At 51.4% G+C, this 16,183-nt stretch carries 14 protein-coding genes; 11 read left to right on the top strand and 3 right to left on the bottom strand.

From position 1 onward, the window contains the following. Window positions 1–141: 141 nt before the first annotated feature. From BN1247_RS11015 to BN1247_RS10980, 8 genes are all read left to right on the top strand, one after another. Window positions 142–981 carry an alpha/beta fold hydrolase gene (locus BN1247_RS11015; RefSeq protein WP_054950427.1) on the top strand — a complete coding sequence of 280 codons (840 nt, stop codon included), beginning with the start codon at window positions 142–144 and terminating at the stop codon, window positions 979–981. A 30-nt stretch (window positions 982–1,011) separates the two neighbouring features. Beyond that, window positions 1,012–2,697 carry an SLC13 family permease gene (locus BN1247_RS11010; RefSeq protein WP_074011131.1) on the top strand — a complete coding sequence of 562 codons (1,686 nt, stop codon included), beginning with the start codon at window positions 1,012–1,014 and terminating at the stop codon, window positions 2,695–2,697. A 21-nt stretch (window positions 2,698–2,718) separates the two neighbouring features. Next, entirely contained in the window at window positions 2,719–3,456 is a 738-nt protein-coding gene (locus tag BN1247_RS11005) for a carboxymuconolactone decarboxylase family protein (RefSeq protein ID WP_054950426.1), read from the top strand. Window positions 3,457–3,463: 7 nt separating this feature from the next. Beyond that, window positions 3,464–4,147, top strand: a complete 684-nt coding sequence (locus BN1247_RS11000) for a CoA transferase subunit A (RefSeq protein ID WP_054950425.1) — start codon at window positions 3,464–3,466, stop codon at window positions 4,145–4,147. Then, the gene (locus BN1247_RS10995) at window positions 4,144–4,788 is read left to right on the top strand and encodes a 3-oxoacid CoA-transferase subunit B (protein ID WP_054950424.1); all 645 of its coding nucleotides are present in this window, start codon (window positions 4,144–4,146) and stop codon (window positions 4,786–4,788) included. Before BN1247_RS11000 ends, BN1247_RS10995 begins: the two co-directional genes overlap by 4 nt. A 25-nt stretch (window positions 4,789–4,813) precedes the next feature. Next, window positions 4,814–5,941 (top strand): muconate cycloisomerase family protein, encoded by a 1,128-nt coding sequence (locus BN1247_RS10990; protein ID WP_054950423.1) that lies wholly within the window; start codon window positions 4,814–4,816, stop codon window positions 5,939–5,941. Continuing rightward, a complete protein-coding gene (locus BN1247_RS10985; protein ID WP_054950422.1) occupies window positions 5,938–7,131 on the top strand; it encodes a thiolase family protein in 1,194 nt (397 codons plus the stop codon). The genes BN1247_RS10990 and BN1247_RS10985 overlap by 4 nt, the downstream gene beginning before the upstream one ends. 310 nt (window positions 7,132–7,441) lie before the next feature. Next, window positions 7,442–8,611: a TraB/GumN family protein gene (locus tag BN1247_RS10980; RefSeq protein WP_054950421.1), complete on the top strand. Its 1,170-nt coding sequence runs from the start codon at window positions 7,442–7,444 to the stop codon at window positions 8,609–8,611. 127 nt (window positions 8,612–8,738) lie between these two features. On the opposite strand, the gene menC is transcribed toward BN1247_RS10980, so the two are convergent. The 3 genes from menC to BN1247_RS10965 are packed head-to-tail and all read right to left on the bottom strand — an operon-like array spanning window position 8,739 to window position 12,022. Next, window positions 8,739–9,905: an o-succinylbenzoate synthase gene (gene menC, locus BN1247_RS10975; RefSeq protein WP_074011130.1), complete on the bottom strand. Its 1,167-nt coding sequence runs from the start codon at window positions 9,903–9,905 to the stop codon at window positions 8,739–8,741. A gap of 6 nt (window positions 9,906–9,911) precedes the next feature. Continuing rightward, window positions 9,912–11,192, bottom strand: coding sequence for a M20 peptidase aminoacylase family protein (locus BN1247_RS10970; protein ID WP_054950420.1), 1,281 nt, complete (start codon window positions 11,190–11,192; stop codon window positions 9,912–9,914). Between the two features lie 14 nt (window positions 11,193–11,206). Next, entirely contained in the window at window positions 11,207–12,022 is an 816-nt protein-coding gene (locus BN1247_RS10965) for a MurR/RpiR family transcriptional regulator (RefSeq protein ID WP_054950419.1), read from the bottom strand. A gap of 99 nt (window positions 12,023–12,121) precedes the next feature. Here BN1247_RS10965 and BN1247_RS10960 point away from each other — a divergent pair, with 99 nt between their 5' ends. The 3 genes from BN1247_RS10960 to BN1247_RS10950 all read left to right on the top strand — a co-directional run bounded on the left by BN1247_RS10960 (window position 12,122) and on the right by BN1247_RS10950 (window position 16,177). Next, window positions 12,122–13,525, top strand: a complete 1,404-nt coding sequence (locus BN1247_RS10960) for a YfcC family protein (RefSeq protein WP_054950418.1) — start codon at window positions 12,122–12,124, stop codon at window positions 13,523–13,525. Window positions 13,526–14,033: 508 nt separating this feature from the next. Continuing rightward, a complete protein-coding gene (locus tag BN1247_RS10955) occupies window positions 14,034–14,894 on the top strand; it encodes an Rpn family recombination-promoting nuclease/putative transposase (RefSeq protein ID WP_054950417.1) in 861 nt (286 codons plus the stop codon). A gap of 686 nt (window positions 14,895–15,580) precedes the next feature. Beyond that, window positions 15,581–16,177 (top strand): DUF1819 family protein, encoded by a 597-nt coding sequence (locus tag BN1247_RS10950; protein ID WP_054950416.1) that lies wholly within the window; start codon window positions 15,581–15,583, stop codon window positions 16,175–16,177. Window positions 16,178–16,183: the final 6 nt, after the last annotated feature.

Below are 16,183 nucleotides of genomic sequence, written 5' to 3'. Positions count from 1 at the left end.
GTTTCGTTTGACTTCTTCTTTATGAGAGGACATTTAAGTCCAGAAAGGACATTAAATCGGATGTCCACTTTTTTCTTATGATCTTGTTGTACGCATAGCGTATGATTGTACGATTTATGTACCGTAGAGGAGGGTAAAAAGATGGAATTTTATAAAGTGACTGTGGACGGAAACGACATTCAAGTAGCGGATTATCCAGGTGTGAAGGAAGCGATCATTGTCATCCACGGACTGACGGGCAATTACCGGAATTTGCACTACCTAATCGAGCGGTTCAAGGGCGATTACCGCATCATTGCCGTCGACCTCCGCGGGCGCGGCAACAGCAGTGCGCTCGATCCCGAGCCATCAATCTTCAAGCATGCAGATGACATCATCGGTCTGATTAAGGAACTGAAGATCGATAGCCCGATTCTCGTCGGCTATTCGATGGGGGCATTTATCTCAGCGATTGTGGCAAGCCGCCTGAATTTCGTAAAGGGGGTAGTGCTTCTCGACGGGGCTGCCGAAACGTCCGACCACCAGCGTGCCATTGTAGAACCTTCACTAGGGCGGATCAGCCGTACTTACGAATCCAAGGAAAAGTACGTATCGGAAATCCAGAAAATCTATGAGAACTTGGGCATCACCTGGTCCGATGAGCTGGCTGAAACGGCGGCCTACGAAGTCGAAGAAAAGAACGGGCTTTGGGTGCATAAATCCGACGAAGCCGGGATCCGTGCTGATTTCGACAGCTTCCGTTCATTCCAGCCAGAAGAGGTGGGCACGAAGATTGATTGTCCGGTGCTCCTCGTTTACGCGTCCGGTGCGATCGGACCAATGCCACCACTGTTCCTCATGGCGCACTACGACAAGACGAAAGCCGTCATCCGCAACCTTAAGGTGATCGAAACGGACGCTAATCACTACACGCTTGTTTTTGAAGAGCGGACAGAAGTGGCAGAGGCGATCGAGGAGTTTTTGGGGGAAATCGAAAATTAAACGAATGAAGAGAACGGGGGGAAATATCTTATGGGAAATCCGTTACGCGCACTTAGCCGGAAAATGTGGAACTCGCACCAACATACGAAAGATGTCGTAACATTTGCCACCCTTCGTAGTGAATTTAACGCTGCAGGACAAGCGACAGCAGAGCTACCGAAGGACAAGGCATTTTATGGGAAAATGGGGGAAGAAAAGACGGGGAACAGCCGGGATAATGATCAGCGAGATGCGTACAGTCTAACCCAGATCGTGGGCCTTATCTTAGGTCCGCTGCTGTTCTTCGGCATCTTGTCCTTCTTGACGCTCCCCGGACTCAGTGATGAGGGACGGGCCGTCCTAGCGATTACTGCCTGGATTGCAGTCTGGTGGATCACGGAAGCGATTCCGCTCGGTATTACATCGCTGATGCCGCTAATCCTGCTGCCGATGATGGGAGCAGTTGACGGCGGAACGGCAGCATCCGCCTACGGGGACTCGCTCATCTTCCTATTTATCGGAGGATTTGCAATCGCCCTTGCACTGGAAAAGTGGAATCTGCATGAACGGATCGCCCTCTCCATCATTGGAGCGGTCGGAACGAGTACATCTGGTCTAGTGCTGGGATTCATGCTTGCGACAGGCTTTATCTCAATGTGGGTCTCAAATATGGCGACGGTCATGCTCATACTACCGATTGGGACGGCCATCATTGCGAAGGTCGTTACATTAATGAAGGAAGATGGCGTTCATTCCGAAGAGGAAGAGACGAAGTTCACAAAAGCGATCATCTTCGCCATTGGATTTGGTGCAACGATCGGTGGCAGTGCCACGTTGATCGGGACGCCGACGAACCTAGTGCTCGCTGGGCTGTCGAAAGAGTTGCTCGGCATCGACATCTCGTTTGCCACCTTTTTTGCATTCGCCTTTCCCCTTATAGTGCTGCTCATGCTGTTTGGAGTGGTCTATATTACCAAAATCGCTTATCCGATGAAGGTCAAGAAGATTGCCAATGGCCGCGAGTTCGTGATTGAGCGCAAGAAAGAGCTCGGCAAAATGTCGTATGAAGAGAAAGTGGTTCTCTCAGTCTTTCTATTTACAGCTTTCATGTGGCTGACGCGGACATTTATCTGGACTGATCTCATCCCGGGGCTTAGCGATACGATGATCGCGATGGTGAGTATCGTCCTACTGCATGCTATTCCGGCTTCGAAGGAAAACAGCGGCCGTATCCTCGGAGCAGATTCACTGAAGAATATGCCGTGGGGTGTCCTGCTTCTCGTCGGCGGCGGCTTGGCGCTTGCTGCGGGTTTCAACGGAACAGACCTTGCGAGCTGGATTGGCAATCAGCTTCTGCTGCTTGACGGTGCTTCGTATGTAATGATTCTCGCGATTCCGGCATTGCTGGCCATCGCCATGACCCAACTAGCACCGAACACGGCGACCGTCACGATTTTACTTCCGATTGGAGCGTCTCTTGCGCTTGCTATCGACGTTCACCCGCTGCCAGTTATGACGGCTATTGCAATGAGCGCGGGGTTTGCATTCATGTTGCCGATCGGAACGCCGTCCAACGCCATTGTCTTCGCAACTGGAAAGATCACGATGATCGACATGCTAAAAAAAGGAACATGGCTAACGATCCTTTCGTTCGTCCTAATTTTGGCCTTCGTTTACTTCATTCTTCCGTTCGTATTCGGCATCAATCAGTACGAATACCCGGATGCACTTAAATAAAACTGGTGAGGAGTGGAAATGATGAGCGACGCATTGACATATTTTAGGAAAGTCTACGATGTGGTTCCGGGCTGGGTGCAAAAGATGCACGACTACAGTCCGGCGGTGCTAGACACGTACACCGGAATCCGTGGGGAGATTATGCAGGATGGGGCACTGTCTCGAAAGGAGAAGGATGTCCTCATCGCGAGCATGAACGCTGCGCGGCTATATGCCCGTAGTATGGTGTACCATACGAAAGGCGCGATCGACTTCGGCTACTCCGCGCCGGAAATCGTGGAGTTCTTCCTGACAGCCTTCCTCTATAAAGGGAACCGTGCGCTGCAGACGGCTACGGAAGCCATCCGCTATGCGCTTGAGTTAAATGGGAAGACTGTTCCGGAACTGGCTGATAGCGGAGCTAACGCGGTGGAACTATTTCGCCAGGTCATCACTTGGCTCGACGGCGAGGACACCTCCTATTTAAAAGAGGTCCTTCACCTTATGGAGAACGGCGATTCACAGGCCATCGAAGAGAAAGTGTTATCGGATGGTCTCGTCCCGACTCGCCTAAAGCTCCTAAACATGGTCGGGAACCATGTTGTCGAGCTAGACGGGAAAGGGGCTATCCCGTGGATCGAGCGTGCCCGGGAAGCCGGAGCAAGTGAAGCTGACCTCGCGGATGTCGGCTATATCTGCATCTTAACTGCCGGCATCCCGACATGGTTTGAACTAAGTGATTCGCTACTAGCTGCCGTGGATCAGAAGAACGGGGGCTGATCGGAAGATGAAACGAAAAGAGAGTGCAGCAGAAGCGCTTGCCTGTGTAAAATCTGGAGATACAATTTTAGTCGGCGGCTTTGGGCTGATCGGCGCGCCGCTCACCTTGATTGATGAACTAACTAGGATGGACGTCGACGGGCTGACGATCGTTAGCAACAACCTCGGTGAATCGGGCAAGGGGCTTGGAATTTTATTGAACCAGAACAAAATCAAAAAAGGTATCGGCTCGTATTTCACGAGCAACCGGGATGTCGGTGACAAGTACCAGCGCGGCGAGATTGAGCTAGAGCTTCTGCCACAGGGAACGCTTGCAGAATCGATTCGAGCGGGCGGTGCTGGCTTAGGCGGTTACTACACGACGACTGGTGTGGGAACGGATCTAGCGGAAGGAAAGGAAGAGCGGGAGATTGACGGTGTCCGGTACGTCTTCGAGAAGGCCATAAGAGGTGATGTGGCACTCATCCGAGCACATAAGGCGGATACACTCGGCAACCTCGTCTATTACAAAACGGCACGGAACTTCAATCCACTCATGGCGACGGCCGGAAAGACGGTCATCGTCGAAGTCGATGAGATCGTCGATCCCGGTGAACTAGATCCGGAAGAAATCGTCACACCGCATTTATTCGTCGATACGATCATTGAGGCGAAGCAGGTGCTAACGAAGGAAGGAGTGGTAAGCGTATGAAGGCGTCCCTGTCGAAAAGCGATGGGCAGCATATGATTGCGAAGCGGGTGGCGAAAGAACTGAAAGGCCCGCTTACCGTCAACCTTGGAATTGGCATTCCGACTCTCGTTGCGCAGTATTTAGATGATGACAGCATCTACTTGCATACGGAAAATGGCCTGCTCGGTGTAACCGACGTCAAAGAGGAGGACATCGACCCGAACTTGGTGAATGCGGGCAAGCTCCCGGTCGGCGAGGCAGTCGGTGCCGCCTACTTCAACAGTTCTGAGTCGTTTGCCATCATCCGCGGCGGCCACGTCGATGTCGCCATTCTCGGAGCGCTACAGGTCGACGCGCGCGGCGTCATCGCGAACTGGGCAGTTCCTGGGAAGAATATTATGGGCGTCGGCGGTGCGATGGATTTGCTCGTCGGGGCGAAAAAGGTATTTGTGACGATGAGCCACACTTCGAAGGACGGATTGCCGAAGCTTCTTAAAGAATGTACGTATCCGATCACCTCCACCCGCAGTGTCGACCTGATCTTTACGGAGCTCGCTGTGTTTGAAGTGACGGAAGATAGGCAGCTCCGTCTCGTCGAGCCCATGCCGGGCGCGACGATCGAGGAAATCCGCAAGAAGACGGCAGCGGCATTCATTGAATAAAAAGGGACAAAAGGGGATAGATGAATTGAACATCCATTCGGTTGACGTTTATATATTGGATCTTCCGACCGTTCGGCCGCACCAGCTCGCGATGCATACAATCACTGAGCAGACGATCGTAGTCGCCTGCGTCCGCGATGAGGACGGCGTCGAAGGATGGGCGGAAGTCGCCACAATTGGCGGGGCGTCGTACGGGGAATCGACGCCGGAAGCAATTAAGGTGAACATCGACCGGTACATCGCACCTCTCGTCATCGGGCGGAACCCGATCCGGTTCGGCAAAATCATGAACGACGTGGCGAAGCAAGTGCGCGGCAACCACTTCGCTAAAGCGCTGGTGGAGTCAGCGGTTGTCGACCTCGCCGCAAGGCAGCGCTCGATTCCGGCATACGAACTGTTCGGCGGGAAGATCCACGATTCGCTTCCCGTCGCGTGGACCCTCGCCAGCGGTGATACCGGCAAGGATATCGAAGAAGCGAAAGAATTCCTCCGTCAGAAGCGGCACAACATCTTCAAACTGAAGATCGGAATAGGGGATCCGAAGAAAAATGTCGCGCATGTGCTTGCGATCAAGCAAGCGGTTGGCGACAAGGCTCGGCTGACGGTCGACATCAACCAGGCGTGGGACGAAGATACGGCGAATGCGTGCATCCCGGCTCTTGAGGAAGGCGGTATTTCGATGATCGAGCAGCCGCTCCCAGCTTGGAACCACGAAGGGATGGCTCGGCTTGCTGCACGATACCGCGTACCGATCTTGGCGGATGAAGGGGCGACATCCATCCAGGAAGTGTTTCACATTGCGAAGCACCGAGCCGGCAATTCGATCGCACTGAAAGTATGCAAGGCGGGCGGCCTAACGGCGACGAAACAGACTGCCGCCATCGCAGAAGGCGCAGGGCTCGGCCTGTACGGAGGCACGATGATCGAATCAGACCTCGGCACGGCCGTGTGCGCTTCTGTGTACGCGACTATTCCGGAATTCAAGTTCGGCACGGAACTATTCGGACCGTTACTATTCAAGGATTCGATCGCGGTGGATGGCATTCGGTTTGAGAACTTTGAAGTCGTCATCCCGGATGGATCCGGTTTCGGCTTGGAGATCGACCGTGAAAAAGTGAAGCATTACTCGAGGGAGAAAGGGGATCTCACATGAACAACGCCGTGATTGTTGACTCGGTCCGAACGGCGATCGGCAAGCTCGGCGGCGCGTTAGCGAACGTCGAGGCGAACTACCTCGCGGCTCACGTCATTGAGGCACTAATCGCCCGCACAGGAATTGAGAAAAACATCGTTGAGGAAGTCATCTTCGGCCAGGCGAAACAGAGTGCAGATGAGTCAAACCTCGCCCGCGTCGCGCAGTTGCGGGCAGGTCTCCCCGTCGGCATTCCGGCGTATACCGTCCACCGTCAGTGTGGCTCCGGCGTACAGGCAGTTAACAACGCCGCTCAGCAGATTGGTATCGGTCTAAGTGAGGTCATCATCGCGGGAGGCGCAGAATCGATGAGCACAGCCCCGTACTATGTAAGTGGCGTCCGGTTTGGCGTGAAAGCGGGTAACGCGATACTAAAGGACCCTAACACTGAAAGCCAGCCAGGCTCTCAGCCCGTCGAACAGTACGGTCACCTACAGATGGGGATCACCGCAGAAAATGTCGCGGAGAAATACGGGATTTCCCGCGAGGAGCAAGATGAATTTGCCTTGCTTAGTCAGGAGCGGGCACACGCGGCCATTCGAGAAGGCCGCTTCGGGGACGAGATCACCCCGTACGCTGTGCAGGATCGGAAACAGACGGTCGACTTCAAGGTCGACGAGCATCCGCGGGAGACAAGCCTAGAGAAGTTGGCGAATCTGAAGCCCGTCTTCAAGTCCGGCGGTACGGTGACCGCTGGCAACGCGAGCGGCCGGAACGATGGCGCCGCGGCACTGTTAGTCATGAACGAACAAGCGGCCGACCGCTACGGTTTGTCGCCAAAGGCACGAATCATTGCACAGGCCGCATCTGGTTGCGACCCAGAAACGATGGGCATGGGCCCGGTCGGCGCGACACAAAAGGCGTTGCGACAAGTTGGTTTGACAGTGAACGATCTCGACGTCATTGAATTGAATGAGGCATTCGCCTCGCAGGCCATCGCCTGCATCCGGGAGCTAGGTCTCGACATTGAGAAGGTCAACCCGAACGGCGGCGCCATCGCGTTGGGGCATCCAATCGGCGCAACCGGCGCCATCCTCATGACGAAGCTACTCCATCAGCTCGAGCGAACGGGCAGCCGGTACGGATTAGTGACGCTCTGCATCGCCGGCGGCATGGGCATTGCGACCATTGTGGAAAATTTGAGGGTGTGATGTAGTGTGATGCGACGTGATGTGACGTAATGTGGTGTGATGTGATGCGGATAGAGGAACCGCTGCTCAGCGTGAGCGGCGGTTTTTGTAAGTTGTACAGTTTTTTAGCGTTGAGTCCCCTTTGTCATTCCATTACAATAATAAGGAATGTCATTCCACTACAATAATAAGGAACAGAAATAAAAACGCGGAAGCTTTCGATTGGTCATAGACGAATTGAATGATAAGCTAGATCTTGAATGATAAGTTAGATCTGTATCTGGAAAGCTTTTAAGAGTTGAAAATGCCGTTTTTTCAGAGGGAGGTACTTATGGCAGAAGATAATACTACGAGAATTGAATTAAATGGCAAGGAATTCATATTGATTGGAACAGCTCATGTTTCCAAGCAAAGTGCGGAGCAGGTAAAAGAGGTCATCGAAGCCGAACGGCCGGACTCTGTGTGTGTGGAGCTCGATGAACAAAGGTATGAATCGATCCAGAATAAAAGTAAATGGAAAGACATGGATATCTTTAAGGTGATCAAGGAAAAGAAAGCCACTTTGCTTTTGATGAACCTAGCGATTTCATCCTTCCAGAAACGAATGGCCGATCAGTTTGGGATAAAGGCCGGACAGGAAATGATCCAAGGAATCGAATCCGCGAAGGAAATAGGTGCCGACCTTGTTTTGGCTGACCGGAATATTCAAATCACATTTGCTCGCATTTGGAACAACGTCGGCTTTTGGGGGAAGGCACAGCTGCTTTCACAGGTGTTCTTCAGTATTTTCAACAATAAGCAAATTTCAGAAGATGAACTGGAAAAAATGAAAAATCAGGATACGATCAACGCCATTTTAAAGGAATTCACTGAAGGCTTCCCAAGACTGAAGGTTCCGTTGATTGATGAGCGTGATCAGTATTTGGCGCAAAAAATCAAAGAAGCCCCTGGGAAAAAAGTTGTGGCGGTTTTGGGTGCCGCTCACGTACCGGGAATTACGGAGGAAATCAGCAAGGAACACGACTTAAAGCGTCTCTCTGAACGCCCGCCGAAGTCAAATGTTCCAAAAATTATTGGCTGGTCGATTCCCGCATTGATTTTAGCGATCATAGCCTATACTCTTTATGCCAATCCTTCCGCAGGCTTGCAGCAGGCCATCAGTTGGATCTTATGGAACGGTTCTTTATCAGCCATCGGAACTGCAATTGCTTTTGGTCATCCATTGGCCATTTTCACGGCATTCATCGCAGCACCTATCACCTCACTGAATCCGCTGCTTGCGGCGGGATGGTTTGCTGGCGCCGTCCAAGCATATATGAGGAGGCCTCACGTGAGGGATTTTGAGAATCTGTCAGTGGACGTTTTCAGCTTAAAAGGATTCTGGCATAATAAGGTAACACGAGTTTTGCTTGTCGTTGTGCTGGCCAACCTGGGAAGTTCCATCGGTACGTTTGTTGGCGGAGCGGACGTGATTCGGCTTTTTTTGGAAAATATGGGATGAAAATGGATCCCTAGTGTTTCCAGTGTAACTAGCAATAGCAAACAGCGAGGCGGCAACCTTTTTTACGATACTAATAAACGGTGGTCAAGCACGTCCTTTTGACATGCTTGACCGGCCTTGTTCGTTATTAAGGAATCGGGTGCGGCGAGTGCGCCGAATCGATGCGTTCAGAATGGAGGAGCACTTTTTCTAGCTTTGCTCTGTCCACTTCATAGCTTATTCCCGGACCGTTCGGTACGTCGATGTAACCATCCTTCATCGTAATTTCCGGCGTGACGATGTCTTCTTCCCAGTAATGAGAGGACGGAGCGGTATCGCCCGGCAACGTAAAGTTGGACAAAGCCGTCATGTGGATGTTGTGGGCACGCCCGACGCCTGTCTCCAGCATACCGCCACACCACACCGCGATGTCGTGTGCTTTACACAAGTCGTGGATGCGGACTGATTCCCCGAGTCCGCCGACACGGCCGATCTTAATGTTAATGATGCGGCAACTGCCCAGTTCGATCGCTTTGCGCGCATCTTCGTAGCTGTGAATACTTTCGTCTAAGCAGATCGGCGTTTGCAGTTCTTTTTGCAAGGTGGCGTGGTCGATAATGTCGTCGTGGGCGAGCGGCTGTTCGATCATCATTAAGTTGTACTCATCCAATCGCTTCAGATGGGCAATGTCGTCTAACGTGTACGCCGAGTTCGCATCCGCCATGAGCGGGATGTCCGGGTATTGTTTTCTGACAGCGTCAATAAACGCGATGTCGGTTCCCGGGGCGATCTTTACTTTGATCTTTTTAAAGCCTTCCGCGACGTACTGCCCCACTTTTTCCACTAACTTTTCCGGCGAGGCTTGAATGCCAATGCTCTTACCAACGGCAATTTTCTCTTTTTCCCCGCCGAGGAGCGCGTGCAGCGGTTGCCCATTTTTTTTGGCAAAAACGTCCCAGATCGCTGTCTCCAACGCCGCCTTCGCAATGTTGTTGCGCCTGACGAAGGTAAGCATGTTGTGCACGTCGCGCGGGTGGGCGATGTCGCGTCCGATCACTTTCGGAATGAGGAAGTCTTTTAAGATGTAGGTGGCGGTGTACGTCGTCTCCTCGTTGTAGTAAGGTTCGTCACTCGTCACCGTTTCACCCCAGCCGGAGATGCCGGATGAGTCGACGACCTCTACGAGACAGACATCTTTCGTCCGCATCGTGCCAAAGCTTGTCGTGAACGGGGTCTGCAACGAAACGTTTACGGTGTGCAAAATCACTTCCCTAATGTGGATCGGTTGCTGGCTTGCTTGCTCGGTCGGTTGCATCTTAGCTTATTTCTCCTCCTGTGCGTGTAATTTCACGATTTCTGTTAAAACGTCGATACCGTTGAAGAGCGCTTTGCGGTCAAAGTGCATGTACGGATGGTGCAAGCCCGGTTTGAGATCACAGCCTAGACCGACCATCGTCGCTTTTAAATGTGGCTTTTTCAAGGTGTAAAAGTGGAAATCGTCGCCGCCCGGGGTAATGATCGGGGCGATCACCTTTTCCTCGCCGAGCGCATTGGCGATTGCTTGCTGCGCCATCGCTTGCGCCTCTTCGTGCACTTCTGCGGCGGCAATGCCATAATCCTCGGTAACGACGATTTCCGTGTCAAACAGTGCTTCCGTCTGCCGTAAAATGTCCTTGGCGCGCTGTTTCAACTGCGTCATTAGCTCGTTCGTCTGCGCGCGCATATCAATGGCGAGCGACGCTTTTCCGGGGATGATGTTCGTGTTTTTTCCACCGGCTATGAACCGTGTCACTTTGATCGAGTGCGGGACGCGCGGGTCTAAGTGAATCGTCTGTAGCGCGTTAAGAATGTGATGCCCGACTTCGATCGCATTGTGCGTCAAGTGTGGACGGGCACCGTGCGCATCGTCGCCGCGAATCTCAAACTCGAGCGAATGGGTGGCGCCGTGGACGATTGCCGGAGAAGCAAAACCGTTAGCCGTTTCTTGCACTGGCCGCAAGTGAATGCCGTACAAAAAATCGACATCGTCGACGACACCTTTTTCTGCGAGCTTTAAGGCGCCGGTGCCGACTTCTTCCGCCGGTTGAAAAATGAAGCGCACGCCGACTTTGTTTAGCACTTCGGGTTCTTGTTGTAACTTCCACAGCGTGCCGAGCACCATCGTCATATGGGCGTCGTGGCCGCACGAGTGGTTCGCTTGCATGTTGCCGTCCACTTCTTGCCACAGCGCGTCTATGTCGGCGCGAATAGCGATCAGCGGCGCTTGAGACGTGGCGTTCGCCGCAGTGCCTACGCTCTCGGGGCTAGCACCACCATTACTGGCGCTGCCGCTGGTGCTGTTATTGGTGGCGCTGCTATTGGCGGTGCTGCTATAGGTGGTGCTGCTGTTGGTGCTGGCGCCTCCACCCTTTGCCATGTTGCCGATGTTACCGATGTCACCGATTACCCCGGTGCAATCGTCGAAGGTGCGCACGCGACATCCTGCTTGCTCCAACAAATTTTTAATATAAACAGTCGTATGTTTCTCTTCCCAGCTCAACTCCGCGTGGGTGTGTAAGTAGTCGAATGTGTCATAAATTCTTTTCTCGTTCGTTAACGCCACTTCAGTAGCACCTCTCACTGAATAAAATATTTGTTCGTCGGATTGACGAACTCGAGTTTGCCCACTTTTTGCGCAATGTGTAGCAGCAGCGCATTCAGCACGGAAAATGTGACAGGTCCTTTTTCTAGCACGGATTTTTTGGACGTTTGGATCGTCAAGATGTAGTCCGCGTAGTCGGCAATCGGCGACAACCGCGTGTCGGTAATGACGATGACTTGAAGGCCGTTCGCTTTTGCCTCCTCTGCAAGCCGAATCGTCGCTAAAGCGTAGCGGTAATACGAAAACAAGGCGACACAGTCGTTCGTGCCTTTTTTCGTGATGCCGATGTCTGTTTCCGGTCGGTATAACGTGACATTGTCCAACAAGTGCCCGAGCAGGAAAGAAAACCAGTGTGCAAACGCGAATGAATGGTAGTAGCCGACGACACTGACCGCGCTGGCAGCGACGAGCTGTTCCACGATGTCCTCCGCCACCGACCACTCGATCGTTCGGGCCGCTAGCTCAATCGTTTGTTCATCGGTTGCCATCACTGCTGCGAATGGATTCGTGGCTTGCGTTTCGTTTGCACGATTGGCATCGGCATCGGGATCGGGCGGGTTGACGGTGAGCAGGGCGCGCTGCACGTCTTTCTGCAAGTCGCTGTAACCGTTAAAGCCGATCGCCTGACAAAAGCGGATCACCATCGTTTCACTCACATCGATAGCCCGTGCTACCGTTTTGGCCGGGTGGGTCGCGAAGAGCGCCGGATCAGCAAGGAGCGCCTCGCCAACTTTTTTCAACCCTTTCGTCAAATTGTCGTAATGCTGTTGCGTCTTTTTGCGGTACGTCATCGTCAGCTCCCAAAAAAAGTTTTTGCTTTATAGTTGTTAAAATAAATTGTATGATTTATTATAGCGTTAGTCAACTAAGAATTTACTGGAGGTAGCCAAATGAATAAAGCGAAAGACAAAAAGAAGTGGAGTATCCCAGACGCATATGTCATACTATTCGGCATCCTCGTGTTAATTGCCCTCTTGACGTACATCATACCGGCTGGGGAATTTGCCCGCGAAGAAGTCAAAGGTATTTCCATGGTTGTGCCCGACAGTTACAAGCAAATCGAATCGTCGCCTGCGAGTTTAATGGACGTATTCCTCGCCATTCAACAAGGGATGATCGACTCGGCGCCACTCATTTTCCTCGTCCTCGTCATCGGTGGCTCCTTTGCCGTCATTGAATCGACAGGGGCGATCGACGCGCTCATTTTAAAAACGATCGAAAAGACGAAGAACAAAGAAATACTCTTGATGACCGTCGTCGCTATTTTGTTCTCCATCTTTGGTGCGCTCGGCATTATCGTCAATGCCGTCATTGCCTTTATACCGATTGGCATCATTTTAGCGCGCTCGATGAAACTTGACGCCGTCGTCGGGGTGGCGATGATTTATCTCGGTGCCTATGCCGGTTTTAACACGGCGTTCCTCGATCCCCTCACGACGGGGACGGCACAACAAATCGCGCAGCTCCCTCTGTTCTCGGGGATTGGTTATCGGATCGTTATTTACTTGGCGGTACTGTTAGCGACTATTTTGTACGTTGCGTATTATGTGAAAAAAATTAAGAAGGATTCGACTAAAAGTGTGTTAGGCGACACGCCCTTCCCGAAAATGGAGGAAAAAGAAGAGCTAAGTAAGGAAGTGCCGTTCACCGGTTTGCACAAAATTGTCCTGCTCTGGTTAGCGGTCGGTATTGGCATTTATGTGTTTGGCGTGTTCCGCTTCGAATGGTCGTTGAATCAAATGGCTGCGATGTTCTTAATCATTGCGGTAGGTACAGCGATTATTGCTAAAATATCGCCCAACCGCCTCGTGAATGAGTTTTTCAACGGCGCTAAAGGTCTCGTCTACGGTGCAATGATTATCGGGATGGCGCGGTCGGTCGTCGTCATTTTGGAAAATGGAAAAATCTTGGATACGATCGTGCAAGGAATGGCTACCGTGATGACGCCGTTTACGAGTGTCAGTGGTGCGGTCGTCATGTTCATTGCGAACGAGCTGTTCAACATTTTAGTGTCGTCAGGCAGTGGACAAGCCGTCATCGTCATGCCGATTATGACCCCGCTGGCCGACTTGATGGAAATCCCGCGCCAAGTGGCGGTGCAGGCGTACAAACTAGGCGACGGCTTTACGAACGTCATTACGCCGACGTCGGGGATCTTGATGGCGACCCTCGCCATTGCCGGTGTACCGTGGACAAAGTGGGTGCGGTTCGTGTTTCCGCTGCTCCTCATTTGGACCGCGTTGGGAATTGCGTTCCTCGTGGGCGGCGTGTTGATGAATTGGGGGCCGTTTTAAGGGACGGGGAGTATTAAGAGGAGTGGTAGGAGATTTTTAAAGAGTTGTTCTAGCAGGAGAGAAATCGAGTAGTCGAGTGCTGTTCTAGCAGGAGAGAAATCAAGTATAGTAGAGTGTTGTTCAGCAGGAGAGAAATCGAGTATAATCAAGTGCATTCTCTGTAAAGGAATGCGTAAGAGGATACGTCCAAAAGAAGAGGTTCGTGTAGGCCGATAGATTGAGGGAGTCTATCGGCTTTACAGTGGCCATTAGGATTTAACGTACGTGAAGCTACCCCCGATAAAACGTGGATGGTTAAATCTTAAGTGGAAAAATACGACGGATTCAGGTGTTTTTTTAATCAAACAGTATAACAAGGAAAAATACAAAATGTATGACCGTGAGGAACTATTATTGGCGTTTTCCCAACAAATGCGGTTATATGAAGTTGGCCGTGTACAGACCACTGTTGTGTGGTATAATAAATATAAAGAAAGTTTCGTGATAAGGCTTAAGGTGGTGACGGCATATGGACGACCTACTCGATCCGAAAATCGACTTTGTTTTTAAACGCATCTTCGGCAGCGAAGAAAACAAAGATGTGCTACGTGCCTTTCTGAACGAAGCGCTGAAGACGACGGAACCCGAACCGATCACCGATCTAACGATTGTAAATCCGTTTCTCGATAAGAATATGCTTAATGACAAACAGTCCGTTCTGGACATTCGTGCGGTCACGGAGGACGGGAAGCAAGTTAACATTGAAATCCAACTGGCCAATCAGTACGATATGAACAAACGCACGTTGTACTATTGGGCGAAACTGTATACGGAACAATTGCAGGAAGGTCAACGTTACCACGAACTGAAGAAAACGATCACCATCAACATATTGGACTTCAAATTTCTAAACAACAATCAATACCACAGCATTTTTCACTTACGGGAAAATACATCGCGCATAGTCCTTACCGACGACATCGAAATTCACATCATGGAACTGCAAAAACTACAGGAAGGTGGGCACAGTCTTCAGGACGGGTTAGTAAAGTGGCTGCTTTTCTTAAAAGGAGTAGACAAATCAAATTGGGAAAAACTCGCAAGGGGTGAACCGGAATTGGAAAAAGCGATGACGACACTCGATTTTCTGAGTCAGGATAAAGAAGCGCGCTTAATGTATGACATGCGGAAGAAAGCCCTTCTCGACCAACGATCCGCTATAGCTTCTGCTGAAGAAAAGGGGTGGGAACAAGGAAGGGAGAAAGAAAGAAAGGAAGTTGCAAAAAAACTTCTGCTAAAGGGCTCTTCCGTAAGTCTTGTATCCGAAGTGACCGGATTAACCGAAGACGAAGTCAAGAGATTACAAGAAGGTCTGGGGGACGAAATGTAATTTTCATGGATTAACGGACTGTCTCCACAACCAACGAGGTCCAGCCCATTTCTTCGATCCACTCGAATTAACCGCCTACCACTCCAAGAGTGGTTTTTTTGCATTTCGCTAACATCCAACGTCCTCTCTTCCCCCTCCTCCCTACGATCTCCCTGTGCTCTCCCCGCGATACAAAACGCCTGTTCGCTGACCGAATTTGACACCATCCCTATGGTATAACTAACATAGAGCATCACCCGTGGCGTATACAGTTTAGCAGCGCAGAGAATAGCAAATTTTGTTTCGTGCGCGACAACTAGCGTATTCCGTCCCGTGTCTTGCACATTAAACATGAGGCTCATTGCCCCATTGTGGCACATTAAACATGAGGCCCATTGCCTCATGTCACGACACATAACGCACAGCACACCGTTCCGTGGCAGGTACAGGGGCGTACTCATAGGCGTACTCATAACAACACCATCCGTCCCAGGCACTCCCTTATTCTGCCGTTCCCTTGTCCGAACCGCATAAGAAGGGTAAAATTAAAGGAAAGAAGCATCGGGCGAGCGAAATCATCACGTGAACAGATCGTTAGGCAGATAAGGAGCGCAAACGTGCAAACGCACAAACGTGCAAACGCGTCCGATTGTCACATCGTCGCGCGATAATTACACACCGTCCAATGCGAAAGGCCGGCTGATGGAATGCATACGGAACAGACATACGCCGCTGTGCTCACAGGTGCAGCATTTTTACTATACGAATTCAAGCAAGTGGTTCAATTGAAGGCACAAGGGCTGTCCGATCGCGAGATCCGCGAAAAAGTCGTCAGCGACAACGTGTTTCAATATGAGAAAATTTCCAGTGCGAAGCGCGCAATCACTTCCTTACTTAGGCGAGTGAACGCGCTAGACGACACCCTTAGGCGATACGCCTTAGAAGGCTCGCACGAAACGGTCAAAGGGCTCAACCTGTACGCCATCATGAAGACCGATCGCCTATTCCGCGAGTTTATGGACGAAGTGATTCAAGAGAAATGGGCGACCGACGACTACAACTTGGAAAAGAAGGAACTGAATACATATTTTACCACAAAAGCCGAGCAAGAGGAGAAAGTCGCCGCGTGGAGCGCGCAAACAGTCAACAAGCTAAAAGAAGTATATCTAAAAATTTTACTCGAAACCGGCATTTTAAAGGACAAGGCATCGGGTGAGTTGAATCGCCTCCTGCTCGATGCGGACGTTAAAGACCATCTGCGGCGGATCGGCGATCAGCGCTACGTGCAAGCAATGGGGGAATGAGGACAC

It is taken from the genome of Numidum massiliense (assembly GCF_001375555.1).
GTDB classification, from domain to species: Bacteria; Bacillota; Bacilli; order Thermoactinomycetales; family Novibacillaceae; genus Numidum; species Numidum massiliense.
Note: the sequence above shows the minus strand (reverse complement) of the source record. Positions and strands in the feature narration are given on the sequence as shown.